Below are 16878 nucleotides of genomic sequence, written 5' to 3'. Positions count from 1 at the left end.
TCCTCGCCATGGCCGGATCTCGAGTGGAGCGCCCCATGATGAGCGACGCCAACGGCTTCGACCTCTTTGCCAACGACTACGACGCCTGGTTTTCCGAGAACCAGCCCCTCTTAGAGAGCGAGGTCCGCCTTCTTGCGCACCTCTGGCCCGAGCCGAAACCGGCGCGGGTACTCTCTGTGGGATGCGGCACCGGGCTCTTTGAGGCCGTCCTCAAGCGCGACTTCGATATCGTGGTGACCGACGGCATTGAGCCCGCCGAGGGCATGGCCGCCATCGCCCGGACCCGGGGCATGGAGGTCACGATCGGCACCGCCGAAGAAGGGGATTTTGGCCAGGAGCTCTTTGATATGCTGGTGTTCAACGGGTCGAGCTCCTACGTCAACGATCTGCAGGGGGTCTTTGAGCGCGCCTTCAACGCGCTGCGCCCCGGGGGCTATGTGATGGTCATCGATGTGCCGCGGGAGAGCAGCTTTGGCATTCTCTACTGCCTCGCTGCCGAGCTCGGCACCTGGGATCATCCGCTGATGGCCGGGGTGGCACCGAAGAGCCCCTATCCGATGCCCTTTGTGCGCGCGGCCTCCTGGCACACCACCGCCGAGCGCATCGAGGCACTCACGGCCGCGGGATTCACCGTGGAGAAGACCGCGCAAACCCTGACGACCCACCCGGTACGCGCCGGCGAAGAGGTCGAGATGCCCCGCGACGGCCACGAATCCGGTGACTACGTCGGGGTGCTCGCCAGCAAAACGACCGCGGGGCACTCATGAGCCTGGCGAGTCGACTGCGCCGGGAGAACGACGCGCTCTTTGAGGCGGCCCGGGCCCACCCCTTCGTCCGCGGTATCGGCGACGGCAGCCTCCCCCGCGAGGTGTTCGGGCGCTGGATCACCCAGGACTGGCTCTATCTACAGGGCTACGTCGTGGCGCTGGACGCCGCGAGCCAGCTGGCGCTCACCGAGTCGTCCCGCCACTTCTGGGGGGAGCTCGCCAGACTCACCCGCGAGGTCGAGCTTGAGCTGCATCGCGGCCTGGCCAGACGTTTTGGGTTGCCCATCAACGCCCTCGATGAGGCCGCACCTTTTGGGGCGACCACGTCGTATCTGGCGACCTTAAAGGCAGCGCGTTCGAGCTATCCGACCCTGGTCGCCACGTTGACCCCCTGCGCGGTGGGCTATGCCGAGATCGCCCGTGATCTCGACTCACAAAACGCCCACCGGCCGGCGGATTACGACGCCTGGATCGCGACCTACACCGACGCGGCGTTTCAGCAGTCGGTCCCCATCTTCGAGGCGGAACTCAACCGCTGCACAGCGATCGAGGGCGCGATGATGACGATCGAGGGCGCCTACAAAGATGCCGCGCGCTGCGAACTCGAGTTCTGGGAAGGACTGTGGCAAGGGCGGTGAAACTGCCCGAGCACCAGCACCAGCACCAGCACGAGTACGAGCACCAGCACCAGCACGAGAACGAGGTCGAGGTCGAGCACGAGCACGAGCACGAGAACGAGTACGAGCCCGAGGTCGAGGTCGAGGTCGAGGTCGAGCACGAGCACGAGAACGAGCACGAGCCCGAGAACGAGGTCGAGCACGAGCACGAGCACGAGCACGAGCACGAGCACGAGCACGAGCCCGAGAACGAGAACGAGAACGAGAACGAGAACGAGCACGAGCACGAGCCCGAGAACGAGAACGAGAACGAGAACGAGGTCGAGGCCGAGGTCGAGGTCGAGGTCGAGGTCGAGGTCGAGGTCGAGCACGAGCACGAGCACCTGCACGAGCACGAGGTCGAGCACGAGCACCAGCCCGAGCACGAGAACGAGAACGAGCACGAGCACCAGCACCAGCACCAGCCCGAGCACCAGCACGAGCACCAGCACGAGCCCTAACCCCAGATCGCCCTATCCCCACCCACAAAAACCCCCGGCCGCCACAGCGACCGGGGGTTTTGCATACGACACACGTCGAGCGCCGGGGCGCTCGGCACTCCACTCACCACCACATCCTCAACTCATGACCACCTCCGCGTCTCCCTCCTCCCCCACCACATCAAACTCCGCCTCTCCCTCCAGCTCCCCCAGGTCGGCCTCCTCCACCAGCCCGGCGCGGCGGCGGGCCGTGGGGCGGACCCGCTCGGCGAGCTCGGGCATCTCGGCCAGGCGAAAGAGGTTTTCGATGATCGCGGCCACCGGGCTGTAGTGGGTGCTCCACTGCGCGTCGGCCTTGTCGCGGGCGTTGAGCGCGGCCTGGGTCTCGCGCTCCTCGACCTGATAGGCCTCCATGCTGGCGATGAGGCCCCGGGCGCGGGTGTCGATGGCGGCCGCCAGGCTGGCCGGGTCCGGCCGCCCCAGATCCAGGTCGGAAGGCATATCGACCTCGTAGTCGTCAAAACCCGCCGCGAGCTTTTCCTGAATGTTGGTGGCGAAGCTCAACAGGTGGTCGGGCGTCTCCGGCGTGTTACCCACAAAGCCCACATCCTGCGCCGCATACTCGCCCCAGTAGTTGACGATGGCACCGCGCACCTTAATCAGCACCTGGCGAAGCTCCGTCACCGCCTCGTCCCGCACCACACGCCGACGCCGGTCCTCCCCGCGCTCCGTGGCCAAAAAACGCTCCGCCCCCTCAAAACCCTCGGCGCTGCGACACGCGACGTTGGCAATGGCCACCATAAACTGACCGGAGGTCAGGTTCGGCGGCACCCCGTCCGGAAAAAGCAGCGCATCGAGCCGCGCCCCCGCACGCTCTTGATTGACCTCCGCGGAACTCTTGATGGTACGGCTGATCGCGCTCTTGTTCGCGCTTGTACGAGACATCTTAGCCATAGCTAACCCCTCTTAAGGCATATGCATGCCTGTGGGTCCCCCGGTTAGGTGGCTCCAACCGATTCGAAGCCTCTCCCCGACGTCGAGGACGCGTGTTTTGGAATGACGCCACGCTAATCCGAACACTTTTAAGGCGCAATACATGAACCCGGCACGACAAAGCACTCGACGCGTCTCGCTGCGGCCCAGCTACTCCCGTCGAAGCCCTCGACGCGTCTCGCTGCGGCCCAGCTACTCCCGTCGAAGCCCTCGACGCGTCTCGCTGCGACGTAGGTACTCGCGTCGAAGCATTCGGCGCGTCTCGCTGCGACGTAGGTACTCGCGTCGAAGCATTCGGCGCGTGTCTCAGCGACCTTGGAAGCCGCGTCGAAGCGCTCGGTCGGCGAGTTCAGCCGGCGCAAGACGCGTCGAGGGCTTCGTCACGTGGGGTTGAGTCGGCGAGAGAAGCGACCAGGGCTCCGCGGAGTACGTTTAGCTGGCAGATGACGCGTCGAGGGCTTCGTCAGGTATGGCGGAGTCGGCGCAAGGAGCGTCGAAGGCTCCGGGGGCCGGGTTTAACCCGGCACGTAGGTCTCGAGGGGTTCGGCGCGTGTGTTTCAAAATGAAAGCGAGGCGTCGAAGCGCATGGGGGCTGGGGGATCGGCGATTCGGGGTGTCAGGTGGTTGCGGGGCGCCACGCTTTGCGATGGGGGGCGATTTGAGCGAGCCGTGGGGGGTTCACGCGAACCCAAAGATCCGAGCACATTCAGGACGACGCTGACGGCGACGACGCAGCGTCGTCCCGGGGCGCTCGGTCCGCGTTGCCATCGACCTGGCAGATATGGCATCCACGACAGCTCCCGGCGTACTAACGCTTCCGACGGCAAAGGCCCCCATGAACTTCCTCTCATTGCGCTCGTTGGCGCTCGCTCTGCTCACCTCCATCTGCATCCTCGGCGTCGGCTGCCAGGCGGAGAGCCCTCAAACCTGCGAGAGCAGCGCCGACTGCGACTCGAATCAGAGTTGCCTGAACGCCCGCTGCCAGCTCACCGACACCTCGCTGCCCGACGCCGATCACGACGCCCAGGCGGGCGACTGCCGGGTGGAGCCCTGCGCCGAGGGGCTGCTCTGCAACACGAGCACCGGCGCCTGCGAGCACTGTACTCTTGATGAGCAATGCGACGAGTACGCGGTCTGTCACGCCACCGAGCGCGTCTGCACCTGCCAGGCCGGCTACGTGCGCTGCGGCGGGGTCTGCACCTCCCAGGACTCCGTCGAGAGCTGCGGCAGCCAGTGTGAGCCCTGCCCGGAGGTGGAAAACGGCGAGCCTGTTTGTGTGCAACAGACCTGCTCGGCGCTCTGCGTCCCGGGCTACTACCCCTGCGAGGAGGGGTGTGATGGCCCCCCGGGCCAGTGCGTCGAATGCCTGGAAAACGCCCATTGCACCGACCCGCAGGCGCCGGTCTGCCAGCAGGGGGCCTGCACCGGATGCGCCTCCAACCAGGATTGCGCCGGCGTCGAGGGCAAGGCGATCTGCGATGTGGCTACGGGCATGTGCGCAGAGTGTTTGCCCGGCCAATCCGAGGCCTGCGGCGACTTCTCCTGCGATCCGCAGACCCGGGAGTGCACCACCACCGAGCTTAAGAGCCGGGGCAGCTGCGAGAGCTGCCGCTCCGACGATGAGTGCGCCCCCGACCACATCTGCGTCGCCATGAGCTTTGCCGGTTTGGCGCGCGACTCCGCCTACTGCCTGCGCATCGACACCGCCCCCGACGCCAACAGCTCCGATTGCCAGGAGCCCTTCATGGTGTTGGACATCAAGGAGAGCATCACCACCGCGGAGCTCGAGATCGTCTGCGGCATCAACGAAGCGCTGACCACCTGCGAGGCCGTGCTCGACTACAACCGCAGCTGCACCAGCGCCGACGACTGCGGCGTGGCGGGCCTGGATGACGGCCTCTGCGAGCTCATTGAATTTGAGCCCGGTGTGCGCTGCACCATCCCCTGCGACTCCTCTTTGGAGTATCCCCAGTGCTACTTCCCCTATGGCTGCGCCAGCAACGGTGACACTCAGTTCTGCGGGGCCCACTGACATGATGGTTCGTACGTTCCCAGCCCGCCTCCTCGCCGCCCTCCTCACCACCCTGGTGGTGATCGGGGTGAGCGCCTGCTCCTCGCGCTCCGCGACCAGCTGCAGCGACGATCAGGACTGCTTCGACAACGAGGTATGTCGCGCCGGCACCTGCGAGGTGCTCACCCCCGATACCGGCGATGAGCGCGACTGCGTCGAGAACATCGGCATCTGCGGCCAGGAGTACTGCCACCCCGAAGAGCGACGCTGCGTGGCCTGTGTGCGCAACGACCACTGCTCCGGGGAGCTCGTCTGCGACCCGAGCTCCAACGCCTGCGTCTGCCCGCCGGGCACCCACCGCTGTGGCGAGCGCTGCGTCGACTCCGGCTCCCCGGAGCACTGCGGTGAGCGCTGCGAGAGCTGCCCGACCCAGTGGGGCGCCGACGCCGCCTGTGTGCAGGGAAGCTGCACGCTTGAGTGCGCCGAGGGCTTCTTCCCCTGCTCCGGCCCCGACTGCCAGACCCAATGCATCGAATGCGAACGCCACGCCGACTGCACCAGCCCCTCCCACGCCCGCTGCGACGAGGGACGCTGCCAGGGCTGCGCCACCTCCCAGGACTGCGCCCACCAACCCGACACCCCGGTCTGCGACCAGGCCAGCGGCACCTGCATCATGTGCACCCCCGAGGACTCCTCGGCCTGCAACGGCAACTCCTGCGATCCGCGCACCAACCTCTGCACCACCACCCCCATCCGCAGCCTGAATGACTGCGAGCTCTGCCAGGCCGACATCGAGTGCCAGGACCACCAGCGCTGTGTTCCGATGAACTTCGCCGGCCAGAGCCGCCCCCACGGCTACTGCCTGGACATCGAGAGCCTGCGCTCCTGCAGCAAGCCCTTGCCGATGCACCTGGAGCGCGTCAGCCTCTCGGGCCATCCGCTCACCCGCTACTGCGGGGTGCGCGAGGAGAAGATCACCTGCGAGGCCTTCCTGGACTTTGGCAACCCCTGCGCCAACGACCACGACTGCGGCGCCCCGAGCCTCGACGACGGCACCTGCACCTGGTTCTCCGGCGCAAACGCCCGCTACGGCTGCTCCTACCCCTGCACCAACGACGAGGACTGCCCGGCCGGCGCCTTCTGCACCAGCCCCAACAACGGCTTCTGCCTCAGCAACCCCCTTCCCTGACTCCCGAGCTCCGGCCCGCTCCCGGGTCCACAGCGCTCCCAAACCACAAAAGCCCCCCTTCGCGATGGCGAAGGGGGGCTTTTTCGTACGTCGGAGCTTTTCTTCTGAAACCTTTCCCCCTCCCGGGGCATCTCTTACCACGACACCCGATCCCCCCCTTGCTTTTGGGGGTCAGGGCGCTACTACCGGGCCGGAGCTGGCCCGAAACATGTTTTCCACCTTTCTGTATGAGGTCACACCATGAGCCTGCGCATCAATGACATCGCCCCGAACTTTGAAGCTGACTCCACCGCCGGGAAGCTCTCCCTGCATGAATGGATCGGCGATGGCTACGCGATCATCTTCTCGCACCCCAAAGACTTTACCCCGGTCTGCACCACCGAGTTTGGCGCCGTGGCGCGCCTGGTCCCGGAGTTCAAGAAGCGCAACACCAGGGTGATGGGCGTCTCCGTCGACAGCGTCGAAGAGCACCACAAATGGGTCAAAGACATCGAGACCTTTGCCGGCTCGCCGGCCGACTTCCCCATCATCGACGACACCTCGCTTAAGGTCGCCAAGCTCTACGACATGCTTCCGGCCGAGGCCTACCTCCCCGACGGCCGCACCGCCGCCGACAGCGCGACCGTGCGCACCCTCTTCATCATCGGCCCCGACAAGAAGGTGCGCCTGACGATGACCTACCCGATGTCGGTCGGCCGCAACTTCGCCGAGGTGCTCCGTGCCCTGGACGCCGTCCAGGCCACCGACGGCCAGCCCCTGGCCACCCCGGCCAACTGGCAGCCCGGCGAAGACGTGATCGTGGGGCTGAGCCTCGACGATGACGCCGCCCGCGAGCGCTTCGGCAAGATCGACATCAAGCTCCCCTACCTGCGCCTGACCAGCGTGAAGTAAGCGCGCCCTCCCCCCGACACCGTCGGGGGGAACCGGCACCCCACATCCGCCTCACCCAAAACGCCGGGAATTCACTCCCCGGCGTTTTTTTATGCGCGCCCCCCCAGGCTTACGCCCCCCACGCCCTTGCCGCGAGCACACGACCTCGTACACCAGCACGAGCACGAGCACGAGTACGAGATCGAGGTCGAGGTCGAGGTCGAGCACGAGCACCAGCACGAGCACGAGCACGAGCACGAGCACGAGGTCGAGTCCGAGTCCGAGTCCGAGGTCGAGTCCGAGTCCGAGTCCGAGGTCGAGCACGAGGTCGAGGCCGAGGTCGAGGTCGAGGTCGAGGTCGAGGTCGAGCACGAGGTCGAGTCCGAGGTCGAGGTCGAGGTCGAGTCCGAGTCCGAGTCCGAGCACGAGCACGAGGTCGAGCACGAGGTCGAGCACGAGTCCGAGGTCGAGTCCGAGGTCCGAGTCCGAGTCCGAGTCCGAGTCCGAGGTCGTCGCCCCCATCACCGTAGCCGGTCAACATATAGCCTTCGATCGCGGCGAAGACATGCCTCAAGTTTTCGGTATAGGGGCCGTAGTGGCCTTTGACGTACTTCAACCGCAGGGGCTCGCCGGCCTCCTGCGCAAAATACATCAGCTTATGAAGCTCCAGCAGGGAATATGGAGGGATCCATCAAGCCGGCGAGGTAGCGTTCGAAGAGTTGAACGAGCCACACGCGATCGGGAGTCATGGTGGGGGATTTCTGCACGGGAAAATCGGTCGTTGAAGGTCGGGAACATACGTGCGCGTGTATAAGCCTCACTCTGCCTCGCCGCCAGCCCTCTCCTCTCGCAACGCCGTCGCTGCCTTTAAAAAGTAGCGCTCCTTCCCCCGCGACGACACGACCCGAAAACGCAGCAGCGCCTCCCGATTCTCCCACGCTGCCTTAAACGCCATCACATCGGCCACGCTGCGATCGATTTTGCCTTTGATGAGCGCGCCATCCCCCGACCTGCACTCAAACGCACGCGACTCGGGAAGCGCCCCGATCAACATGCCCTCCACCTCGTCCTCGTGCTCCGTCATATCCGCGACGTTAAGTGCGTCGACCACGCGCCGCACCTCTTCATCACTGTTGAGCCGTACCTGCCGCCCTTCGAACTCCGCCGCGAAGAGCGCGCCGTGGTCGGCCAGCACCTTCACAAACGCCCGCACCTTATCCGCCGCCCGGCGATGCATCTCCGCGACCGCATCCGACGTCGCCTCGTCGCTCGCTGACGACGTCGCCACCTCGTCGATCAACGCCAACGTGGTCTCGATCGCCAGCGCGTATGCGTCCACCCGACGCTCCTGTACCTCAGGCAAGATACTCCCCTGCGGTGGCTCCTCCTCGGGGGCCAGAGGCGGCAACTCCAGCTCAAACCCGAACGACCCCAACGCCGTGTCCACGATGCGCAACGAACGCTCCCGTCCCCCCGGCAAGGGCCCGCTGTCCTTGAGTTCCTCAGACGTCAGGCTCGCCGCGACCGTGTCTGTCGCTTCAATAAACGCCTTGAGCGCCGCCGCACCAAAACCCGCGTCGATCGAGCGCGTCCCCTCCACCGGCGCCCCTCGAAACGTAATGGGCAGAGATTTCGCCTGCGGCAAATGCTCGATCTCCGCCAGACGCTCCCGGACATTGGCCAGACGCCTTTCCAGTTGAATTCGCTCAATGAAGTTATCTTCGCTGAGATCTTCTAGAAAGCGCGTGAGCGTACCGATCTCAGTGCGCAAAAATTTCAGCTCGTTGTGGCTCATATAGCACCTCCCTCGTGACCAATCTGCGCGCCAAGCCAGACAAGGGCCTCCTCATCATTCGATGCCAGATTGACCGAGACAAAGCCCTTAAGCCGCATGGTCTCTCGTTGATGGGACCACATCGAGTGCCAGTAGCCGATACGTCGCGCGTACGCCTCATCCAGCATGCAGTCTGTCGCAAGGATGTAGTGGTCCACCTTGAAGCGCGTCTTACTGCCCGGGTTTAACACTTCAGGATTCGCCCCGAATTTCTCCCGCTGCGAAGCTTCATCGCCCAGCACCGCGAACGTCACCACGTCGATATCATTCGGTGGCCGGCCCTGCAAAAACTCCACATCCTCGACGAAACTCCCATCGAGCCACTGGTACCCCTCCACAATTCCAAGGGTTCGCAGCGCTTCCCGCAGCTCCAACAGACCCGTCAGAATACGGCGACGTTCCGCAGTCCCACCAAAACGCTGACAAAAGGTCAACATATCCGTCGGAAAGGGTGCACGCTCGTTTGAATGCGCCTCAGCACCCGGCCGAATCGCCGGAATCAGACCGTGAACATCGAACCCAGGGATCATCGAATCACCTTGTTTCTCATAAGGTTATGGCGCACTCGCCAATGACACGTCCCATATCCGTGGGTTTTCGAAGGGGCCGCCCCATCTCCTTCCAACCTGTTCGAAACGTACACCCTGACATCCCCCCAGGCGAGCGACGAGGTCGAGGTCGAGGCCAAGGTCGAGGCCGAGTCCGAGCACGAGGTCGAGGCCGAGCACGAGCACGAGCACGAGCACGAGCACGAGTCCGAGGTCGAGTCCGAGGTCGAGGTCGAGCACGAGCACGAGCACGAGCACGAGCACGAGACCGAGCACGAGCACGAGGCCGAGCACGAGCACGAGCACCAGCACCAGCCAAGCCCCACCCCCGTTTCCCCCCCTATCCGATCACTCTCCCCCCTTCCCCCACCCCTCCTCCTACGTTACAACCTGTACTCCCCGCTCCACCCCACCTCGCCGACCCCACGGCTACGAGGTCGCACAACCCAAGTCGTTCCGGACGTACCCATGACCGATACCAAACTCCCCGACATCACCCTCCCCCTCCTTGAGCGCCACCTCTGGAAATCCGCCGACATCCTGCGCGGCTCCATCGATGCGGCCGACTACAAGCACTACATCTTCGGGCTGCTCTTTTATAAGCGGCTCTGCGACGTCTGGCAGGAGGAGTACGACCAGAGCCTCGACGAGTTCGGCAACAAAACCCTGGCCGCGATGCCCGAGGAGCACCGCTTTCATGTGCCCCCGGGCAGCCACTGGCACGAGATTCGCCAGAGTTCGGTGGATATTGGCGAGCGCCTCAACGTGGCATTTCGCGCCATTGAGGACGCCAGCCCCCGGGTCAAAGGCGTCTTTGCCGACGTGGACTTTGCCAACAAAGAGCGCTTCCCCGACGCCCTCATCGAAGCGCTGATGGCGCATTTTGAGGAGCTCGGGCCCCTGACCAACGCGCGGGTCGACGCCAACATGCTCGGCGACGCCTACGAGTACCTGATCGCGCAATTCGCCGACGACGCAGGCAAGAAGGGCGGCGAGTTTTATACGCCGAAGCAGGTGGTGCGTTTGATGGTGGAGATTCTGCGGCCTGAGCCGGGCATGACCATCTACGACCCGGCCTGCGGCGCTGGCGGCATGCTGCTCGTCTGCTGGAAATACCTGGTCGAGCAGGGCCAGAACCCCAAAAGCCTCTCGCTCTACGGCCAGGAGAAGAATCTCAACACCTGGGCCATCTGCAAGATGTCGCTCCTCCTCCACGACATCGACGACGCCCGCGTCATGCGTGGCGACACCCTCCTCGACCCCAAACTCCTCGAGGCCGACGGCAGCCTTAAGCAATTCGATATGGTGCTCGCCAACCCGCCCTTTTCGCTCAAAAACTGGGGCAACAAGGTCTGGAAAGAGGGCGACCCCTTCGGCCGCGACGTCTACGGCGTGCCGCCCAAAAGCTACGGCGATTTCGCCTTCATTCAGCATATGGTCGCCAGCCTCAAACCCACCGGGCGCATGGCCGTCGTCGTCCCCCACGGCGTGCTCTTCCGCGGCGGAGCCGAGGGTAAGATCCGCACCAAACTCCTGCAGGCCGACCTGATCGAGGCTGTCATCGGCCTCGGCAATAATTTGTTCTATGGCACCGGCATCCCCGCCGCCATTGTGGTCATCAACAAACAAAAAGCCCCCCAACGCCGCGAGAAGGTGCTGATCGTCAATGGCGAAAAACACATCGCCGAAGACAAAACCCAGAACTACCTCACCGACGACCACGTCGCTCGCCTCGCCACCGCCGTCCACGACTACGAGGATCAAGAACTCCTCGCCAGAGTCGTCGAGCTCAGCGAAATCGCCGACAACGACTATAATTTAAACCTCTCCCGCTACGTGCAGACCGACCCGCCCCCACCCCCCATCGACGTCGACGCCGAAGTGAAGAAGCTGCGGGAGTTGACCGCCAAACGAGATGCGGCCGAAGCTCAGATGAACGCGTATCTGGAGGAGTTGGGTTATGGCGAATAAGGGGCCGGAAGGATGGATCTACACACCAATCAATTCAATCCTGACGGACTGTTTTGCCGGCACTTGGGGGAAAACACCAACTGATCCTGCCAACGCAAACGCCTTTGCATTGCGGTCTACAAACATAATCAACAACAACAAGCTCGACTATACAACTGCAGCGGCCCGACTCATTTCTGACAAACATCTAAAAACTAAAACCCTTCAACATAAAGATGTAATCCTAGAAATATCTGGTGGAAGCACAGATCAACCAGTCGCACGCCCTGCTTTGTTTGATGCGCCTGATGATCGCATTTACATTTGCTCAAACTTTTTTAGAACATTACGAGCGGACACAAAGAAAGTTGATCAACGGTTTTTATTTTGGAGCCTTTATAATATTTGGGACACGCCAGAAACTTATGGATATCAACAACAAACCACCGGCATTCGAAACCTGAACGTTTCTGCATATTTAGAGCATCCAGTTCTTCTTCCCCCCCTCCCCGAACAAAAGAAAATCGCCGCCATCCTCTCCAGCGTCGACGAGGCCATCGAGGCCACCGAGGCGGTCATCGAGCAGACCCGCACGATCAAGAAGGGGCTCCTCCAAGAGCTGCTGACCCGGGGCATCGGCCACACCGAGTTCAAGAAGACGGCGATCGGGGAGATTCCGAGGTCGTGGAAACTTAAATCTGTCGACGATCTATGTAGTTTATCTAATGGTCATGGATTTAGACCAGATGACTGGTCTGATGAAGGTTACCCTATCATTCGAATTGGAAACCTAAATGGCTCGGAGAAATTCAACTACTTCAACGGCGAGCCTGAACCCAAATGGTTGGTTGAGCCTGGCCAGTTGTTGTTTGCATGGGCTGGCGTTGCTGGAGTTTCTTTTGGACCCACCATCTGGCGTGGTAAAACAGGTGTCCTAAATCAACACATTTACAAAGTCCACCCTGCAAAAGATGTTGATAAAACCTGGCTATTTGAAGCACTCCAGCTTGTTACATCAGAAATTGAACGCTGGGCCCACGGTTTTAAAAGCAGTCTTTTACACGTTCGCAAAAGCGATATCACCAACCAACTCATTCCATTTCCTACTCTTGAAGAACAACAAAGCATTGCGACCCGTTCAATAGCATTACAGCGAGTTCTCGAAGATGAAGAGTTACAACTTTCACAATTAAAAAAACTCAAACGCGGCCTCCTCCAAGACCTCCTCACCGGAAAGGTCCGCGTCAACACCCTCGACCTCCCAGCCCTCTTGAACGCCGAGGCTCCCGCCGAGGCCCTGGCCGAGTGACTTAAGTATGAGTGAAGAAAGCGCCGTCGAACTCCCCGGCCTGCGATTTCTGGAGTCGCTGGGCTACACCGAACTGAGCGCCGCCGAGGTGAACGCGCAGCGGGAGAGCCTTGAGCGGGTGTTGTTGAAAGACACGCTCGTCGACGCGCTGGTGCGCATCAACGCCATTGGGCGAGCCACGGCGCTGAGCGTCTACAACGAGCTCGCGGGCCTGGGCGATAACGAGGCCTGGTTTAAGCGGCTGCGCGGGCAGTACTCAAAGATGGTACCTGGCGAGTCGACCTCGAAGACGATTCGCCTCCTGGACTTTGAGCGGCCGCAGAACAACACCTGGGGGGTCACCCGGCAGTTTTATGTGCGCGCCAGCGGCAGAGTGATCGAGGCCGACCTGGTGGTCTTTGTGAACGGCATCCCGCTGGTGGTGATCGAGGCCAAAGACATCACCGTGGGCGTTGGCAAGGGCATCGCGCAGATCCGCCGCTACGAGCAGGATGTGGAGGCGCTCTTTGCGCCCAACGCCTTCAACATCGCGACCACCGGTGCCACGCTGCGTTACGGTGCCACGGGTGCCTCATCGCAGTACTGGTTCGACTGGCCGGAGTCCACGATTCCCGGCGAGCCCTTCGCCAGAACCCAGGCCATGGAGCGCGGCTTCACCGAGCTTCTGACGCCGGCGCGCCTTCTCGATCTCATCGCCCATTTCATCGTGTTTGAGCGCGACGCCACGGGTCAGAAGGTCGTCAAAAAAATCTGCCGCTACCAGCAGCTCCGCGCCGTCAACAAGATGGTGGCGCGCGTGATCGAGGGAAAACACCGCAAGGGGCTGATCTGGCATACCCAGGGCTCGGGCAAGTCGCTCACGATGGTGTTTGCCACCCTCAAGCTCAAGTTTCACCGGGGCATCGAGCACCCGCAGCTCAAAAACCCCAACATCCTGGTGATCACCGACCGCAACGACCTCGACGCCCAGATTTCCAGTACCTTTGCGGCCTGCGGGCTGCCCAACCCGCGCCACGCCCGCTCCTCGGCCGAGCTGCGCGCGCTCATCGACCAGAAGAGCCCCGGGCGCGTGATCACCTCCACCATCTTTAAGCTCGACGGCGACGACCCGCGCCTGCAAGGCGCCACCCTCAAAGCGCGCCAGGACGCCGCCGCCCGGCTCGCTGCCCCCGACAGTTCTAACTGGATCGTGCTCGTCGACGAATGCCACCGCACCCAGGAAGCGTTGTTGGGCGCCTACCTGCGCGCCACCTTCCCCGAGGCCTTTTTCTTTGGCTTTACGGGCACCCCCGTCAAAAAGAACGACAAAGACACCTACGCCAATTTTGGCGCCCCGGGTGAGGGCTATCTCGACAAATACGGCATCGACGAGGCCGTGCGCGACGGCGCCACGGTGGAAGTGCGCTACACCGCGCGCCTCCCGGAATGGCACCTGGACGACGCCGCCCTCGACGCCGCCTTCGAGCAGGATTTTGCCCACGAAGACGACGCCACTCGCCGCAGACTCAAAGAGCGGGGCGCGCAGCGCAGCGACCTTGCGCGCCTTCCGGCCCGCATCGCGCAGATCGCCGCAGACATCTGGCAGCACTTTCGCGCCCACATTCACCCCGACGGCTACAAAGCCCAGATCGTCACCGTCGACCGCCGCGCCGTCGCCGAGCATAAAAAGGCGCTCGATGCCGTGATCGCCGCCTGGTACGTCGCCGAGCAGGGCCTCTCCGAATCCGAGGCGCGCCTGCGCGCCACCGGCCACAGCGCCGCCATCTACTCCGCCAACGCCAACGATCGCGGCGAGGTGCTGGAGGATGACGAGATGAAGAAGGTGCTGCGTTTTCAGCTGAGCGCGGCGGAGCAGGCCGACGCCATCAAACGCTTTCGCGACCCCGACGATCCCCTCTCCTTCCTCATCGTCTGCGACAAGCTCCTCACCGGCTTCGACGCCCCTGTCGAGCAGGCGATGTACCTGGACAAGCCCCTGCGCGACCACAACCTGCTTCAGGCCATCACCCGCACCAACCGCCGCTATGGCGACAAACCCTACGGGCTGATCGTCGACTATTTTGGCGTCTCCAAAAACCTGCAAGACGCCCTCTCGGCCTACCGCGCCGACGACGTCAAAAACGCGATGCGCCCCGAGTCGGGCCTTCACGACGAGCTGCGCGACGCCCACCGCGAGGTCATGGCCATGATCGACCCCGCGATGCGCTCGAATGCCCTCCACGCCGTCCGCGCGCTCGGCAGCCTCGACCGCTATTACGACTTCTGCCAGCGCGCCAAAACCTTCATCGCCCTCTACGCCGCGCTGATGCCCGACCCCGTCGTCATCCCCTACGCCCCGGACTTCAAACTCGTGGGGGCCATGATCCCGGTCGGCAAAATCGAGTGGGAGCACGAAGAACCCGATCTCGACTTTGCCCATTACAGCGCCAAAATCCGCCAGATGCTCGCCAACCACGTGGAGGTCACCGGCATCCGCCAGCTCTGCACCCTGCGCCCCTTAAGCGACCCCCGCTTCTGGACGGATTTTAACGACCCCGACGCCGAGGACTCCCGCGACCTGCACACCGCCGCGGTGCGCAAGACCGCCGAGCTCAAGAAAATCATCGCCGAAAAGCTCGCCGAAAACGCCGAGCGCTACGCCAGTTTTAGCGAACGCCTCAAAGAGCTCATCGCCCAATTCCAGCTCGGCCTCTTCGACGACGACGCCGACAAACTCGACGCCCTCGAATCCGTCGCCCGCGACCTCCAGGCCGAAGACGCCGCCCACCAATCCTCTCGCCTCAGCGAGCGCGCCTTCGGCATCTGGTCCATCCTCAAAACCACGGTCGCAGACGACGCCGACGCCCATCCCGACGACGCATCTCCGACCGAGGGTCAGGCCGACGCCCCACCCACCGAGGGCCACCCGACCGAGGGTCAGACCGAAAGCACCTCCTACGCCGAGGCCTACGCCGACGGCACCACCCACGCCCAACGCTTAACGGCGCTCGAAGCCCTCGCCGAAGACATCGCCGCCCTCTACCAATCCGACGAACTCGCCACCATTCGCTGGCAGGAGAAGGGCTCGGTGCGCCACGAGCTGCGCAAACGGGTGCGCCACATGCTCCTGCGCCACGACGTGCCCCGGTGGGAGGAGCTGCCCGAAAAGATCGAGACCTTTGCCCTCAAGCATTTTGCGAAATCATGACCCCCACCGCCCCCCCACATCCCGAGCATGGCCTGTCGGAACATGGCGAGCTGAAGGTCGGCGAGTCGACGATCCCCTACAGCGTGCGGTTGAGCGCGCGCGCCACGAAGAAGCGCCTGGAAATCACCCCCACCGGCGTCGTCGTCATCGCCCCTCAAGACACGCCCGCCAGCGGCCCGGGCAGCGTCGAGGCCTTTTTGCTCCAAAATCGCCGCGCGCTCTACCAGGCCTACAGCGAGCTGCAACGCCTTGAAGCCCTCGACACCACCCTCCCCCAGACCTGGGAGCGCGGCGCCAAACTCATGTACCGCGGCCGCAACCTCATGCTCGAAATCGTTGAGGCCGACGTCCCAAACGTCCAGATCCGCTGCCCCAGCCGCTTCCACGTCCAGGTGCCCCGAGGCTTAAGCCCCGCGCGCCGCCGCGCCGCCCTGCGCCACGCGTTTCATGCGTGGCTGCGCAGTCGGGCTTTGAAGGACGCCCGCCACTTCTGCGCGCACTACGCGGCCCGATTGGGCTCGGAGTTCGTTGGCGCGGAGGTCGAACTCGGCGACTACCAACATATGTGGGGAAGTTGCGGCAAGGACGGCGTCCTGCGCATCCACTGGCGCTTGATTCAAGCCCCCCGCGTGGCCCTGGAGTACGTCTGCGCCCACGAGGTCGCCCACCTCCGCCACCGCAACCACGACCCGGAGTTCTGGGAGACGTTGGGAGGGTTGATGCCCGATTGGAATGCGGCGAAGGAGGTGTTGGAGAGGTGGGAGAGGGAGAGGTTTGGGGGTGGGAGGGAGTTGTGAGGGTTGGGGTTCGCGATGCTGGTCGATTCGTGTGGGGGGTGGGGGGTTCGCTTTGGGGTTGGGTGGTTGGGTGGTTGGGTGGTTATGGGGCGCCCGGGTTCGCGATGGCGGTCGATTCGTGTGGGGGGTGGGGGGTTCACGCGAACCCAAAGATCCGAGCGTATCCAGGGCGGGGCTGACAAGGAGGCTGGGATGAAGCTGTAGCAACGCTACCGCGAATCCCAGACGACGCAGCCAGCGTCGTCCTGGGGCGCTCGGCACCTTCCTTTAAGAAATCTTTTGCGCTATAGCCTCTGTTCTAAAAGAAGGGCCTCTTGCGCAGTTTTC

General features: G+C 63.4%; 15 protein-coding genes and 1 pseudogene. 9 read left to right on the top strand and 7 right to left on the bottom strand.

Annotated features, from left to right (window positions below; all coding sequences use genetic code 11):
- Positions 1-35: 35 nt before the first annotated feature.
- Both DL240_RS14620 and DL240_RS14615 read left to right on the top strand, forming a co-directional pair.
- Complete coding sequence (locus tag DL240_RS14620; protein ID WP_199589826.1) at positions 36-767, top strand: class I SAM-dependent DNA methyltransferase; 732 nt, start codon at positions 36-38, stop codon at positions 765-767.
- On the top strand, positions 764-1405 hold the full coding sequence (locus DL240_RS14615) for a TenA family protein (protein ID WP_111730641.1): 642 nt from the start codon (positions 764-766) through the stop codon (positions 1403-1405). The genes DL240_RS14620 and DL240_RS14615 overlap by 4 nt, the downstream gene beginning before the upstream one ends.
- On the opposite strand, the gene DL240_RS20300 is transcribed toward DL240_RS14615, so the two are convergent.
- Both DL240_RS20300 and DL240_RS20055 read right to left on the bottom strand, forming a co-directional pair.
- Positions 1345-1875, bottom strand: coding sequence for a hypothetical protein (locus DL240_RS20300; RefSeq protein WP_199589825.1), 531 nt, complete (start codon positions 1873-1875; stop codon positions 1345-1347). The two genes, DL240_RS14615 and DL240_RS20300, sit on opposite strands and share 61 nt — an antisense overlap.
- A gap of 126 nt (positions 1876-2001) precedes the next feature.
- Positions 2002-2817, bottom strand: a complete 816-nt coding sequence (locus tag DL240_RS20055) for a hypothetical protein (protein WP_158542600.1) — start codon at positions 2815-2817, stop codon at positions 2002-2004.
- 874 nt (positions 2818-3691) lie between these two features.
- On the opposite strand from DL240_RS20055, the gene DL240_RS14600 reads away from it, so the two are divergent.
- From DL240_RS14600 to DL240_RS14590, 3 genes are all read left to right on the top strand, one after another.
- Positions 3692-4888 carry a hypothetical protein gene (locus DL240_RS14600; protein WP_158542599.1) on the top strand — a complete coding sequence of 399 codons (1197 nt, stop codon included), beginning with the start codon at positions 3692-3694 and terminating at the stop codon, positions 4886-4888.
- Position 4889: 1 nt separating this feature from the next.
- Complete coding sequence (locus tag DL240_RS14595; protein ID WP_111730639.1) at positions 4890-6056, top strand: hypothetical protein; 1167 nt, start codon at positions 4890-4892, stop codon at positions 6054-6056.
- Between the two features lie 240 nt (positions 6057-6296).
- Positions 6297-6947 carry a peroxiredoxin gene (locus DL240_RS14590; RefSeq protein ID WP_111730638.1) on the top strand — a complete coding sequence of 217 codons (651 nt, stop codon included), beginning with the start codon at positions 6297-6299 and terminating at the stop codon, positions 6945-6947.
- 51 nt (positions 6948-6998) lie between these two features.
- Here the strand turns inward: DL240_RS14590 and DL240_RS20295 are convergent, their stop codons facing one another.
- The 5 genes and pseudogenes from DL240_RS20295 to DL240_RS20290 all read right to left on the bottom strand — a co-directional run bounded on the left by DL240_RS20295 (position 6999) and on the right by DL240_RS20290 (position 9620).
- Positions 6999-7448 carry a hypothetical protein gene (locus tag DL240_RS20295; RefSeq protein ID WP_199589824.1) on the bottom strand — a complete coding sequence of 150 codons (450 nt, stop codon included), beginning with the start codon at positions 7446-7448 and terminating at the stop codon, positions 6999-7001.
- Positions 7438-7681, bottom strand: a pseudogene (locus DL240_RS20895) (type II toxin-antitoxin system antitoxin DNA ADP-ribosyl glycohydrolase DarG); the annotation flags it as partial. The pseudogene DL240_RS20895 and the gene DL240_RS20295, both read right to left, overlap by 11 nt.
- A 62-nt stretch (positions 7682-7743) precedes the next feature.
- Positions 7744-8721 carry a hypothetical protein gene (locus tag DL240_RS14575; protein ID WP_111730637.1) on the bottom strand — a complete coding sequence of 326 codons (978 nt, stop codon included), beginning with the start codon at positions 8719-8721 and terminating at the stop codon, positions 7744-7746.
- Positions 8718-9290 (bottom strand): DUF6932 family protein, encoded by a 573-nt coding sequence (locus tag DL240_RS14570; RefSeq protein WP_146618318.1) that lies wholly within the window; start codon positions 9288-9290, stop codon positions 8718-8720. The genes DL240_RS14575 and DL240_RS14570 overlap by 4 nt, the downstream gene beginning before the upstream one ends.
- Positions 9291-9314: 24 nt before the next feature.
- A complete protein-coding gene (locus DL240_RS20290; protein WP_199589823.1) occupies positions 9315-9620 on the bottom strand; it encodes a hypothetical protein in 306 nt (101 codons plus the stop codon).
- Positions 9621-9776: 156 nt separating this feature from the next.
- Between DL240_RS20290 and DL240_RS14560 the strand changes: the two genes are divergently transcribed.
- Genes DL240_RS14560 through DL240_RS14545 form a run of 4 tightly spaced genes read left to right on the top strand, consistent with a single transcriptional unit; the run spans position 9777 to position 16551 of the window.
- A complete protein-coding gene (locus DL240_RS14560) occupies positions 9777-11279 on the top strand; it encodes a type I restriction-modification system subunit M (protein ID WP_111730635.1) in 1503 nt (500 codons plus the stop codon).
- Complete coding sequence (locus DL240_RS14555; protein WP_111730634.1) at positions 11269-12567, top strand: restriction endonuclease subunit S; 1299 nt, start codon at positions 11269-11271, stop codon at positions 12565-12567. The genes DL240_RS14560 and DL240_RS14555 overlap by 11 nt, the downstream gene beginning before the upstream one ends.
- Positions 12568-12574: 7 nt before the next feature.
- Positions 12575-15754, top strand: a complete 3180-nt coding sequence (locus tag DL240_RS14550) for a type I restriction endonuclease subunit R (RefSeq protein ID WP_111730633.1) — start codon at positions 12575-12577, stop codon at positions 15752-15754.
- A complete protein-coding gene (locus DL240_RS14545) occupies positions 15751-16551 on the top strand; it encodes a M48 family metallopeptidase (protein WP_111730632.1) in 801 nt (266 codons plus the stop codon). The genes DL240_RS14550 and DL240_RS14545 overlap by 4 nt, the downstream gene beginning before the upstream one ends.
- Positions 16552-16878: the final 327 nt, after the last annotated feature.

This window comes from Lujinxingia litoralis, assembly GCF_003260125.1.
In the GTDB taxonomy this organism is placed as follows: domain Bacteria; phylum Myxococcota_A; class Bradymonadia; order Bradymonadales; family Bradymonadaceae; genus Lujinxingia; species Lujinxingia litoralis.
This window is presented reverse-complemented; position numbering and strand designations above follow the sequence as displayed.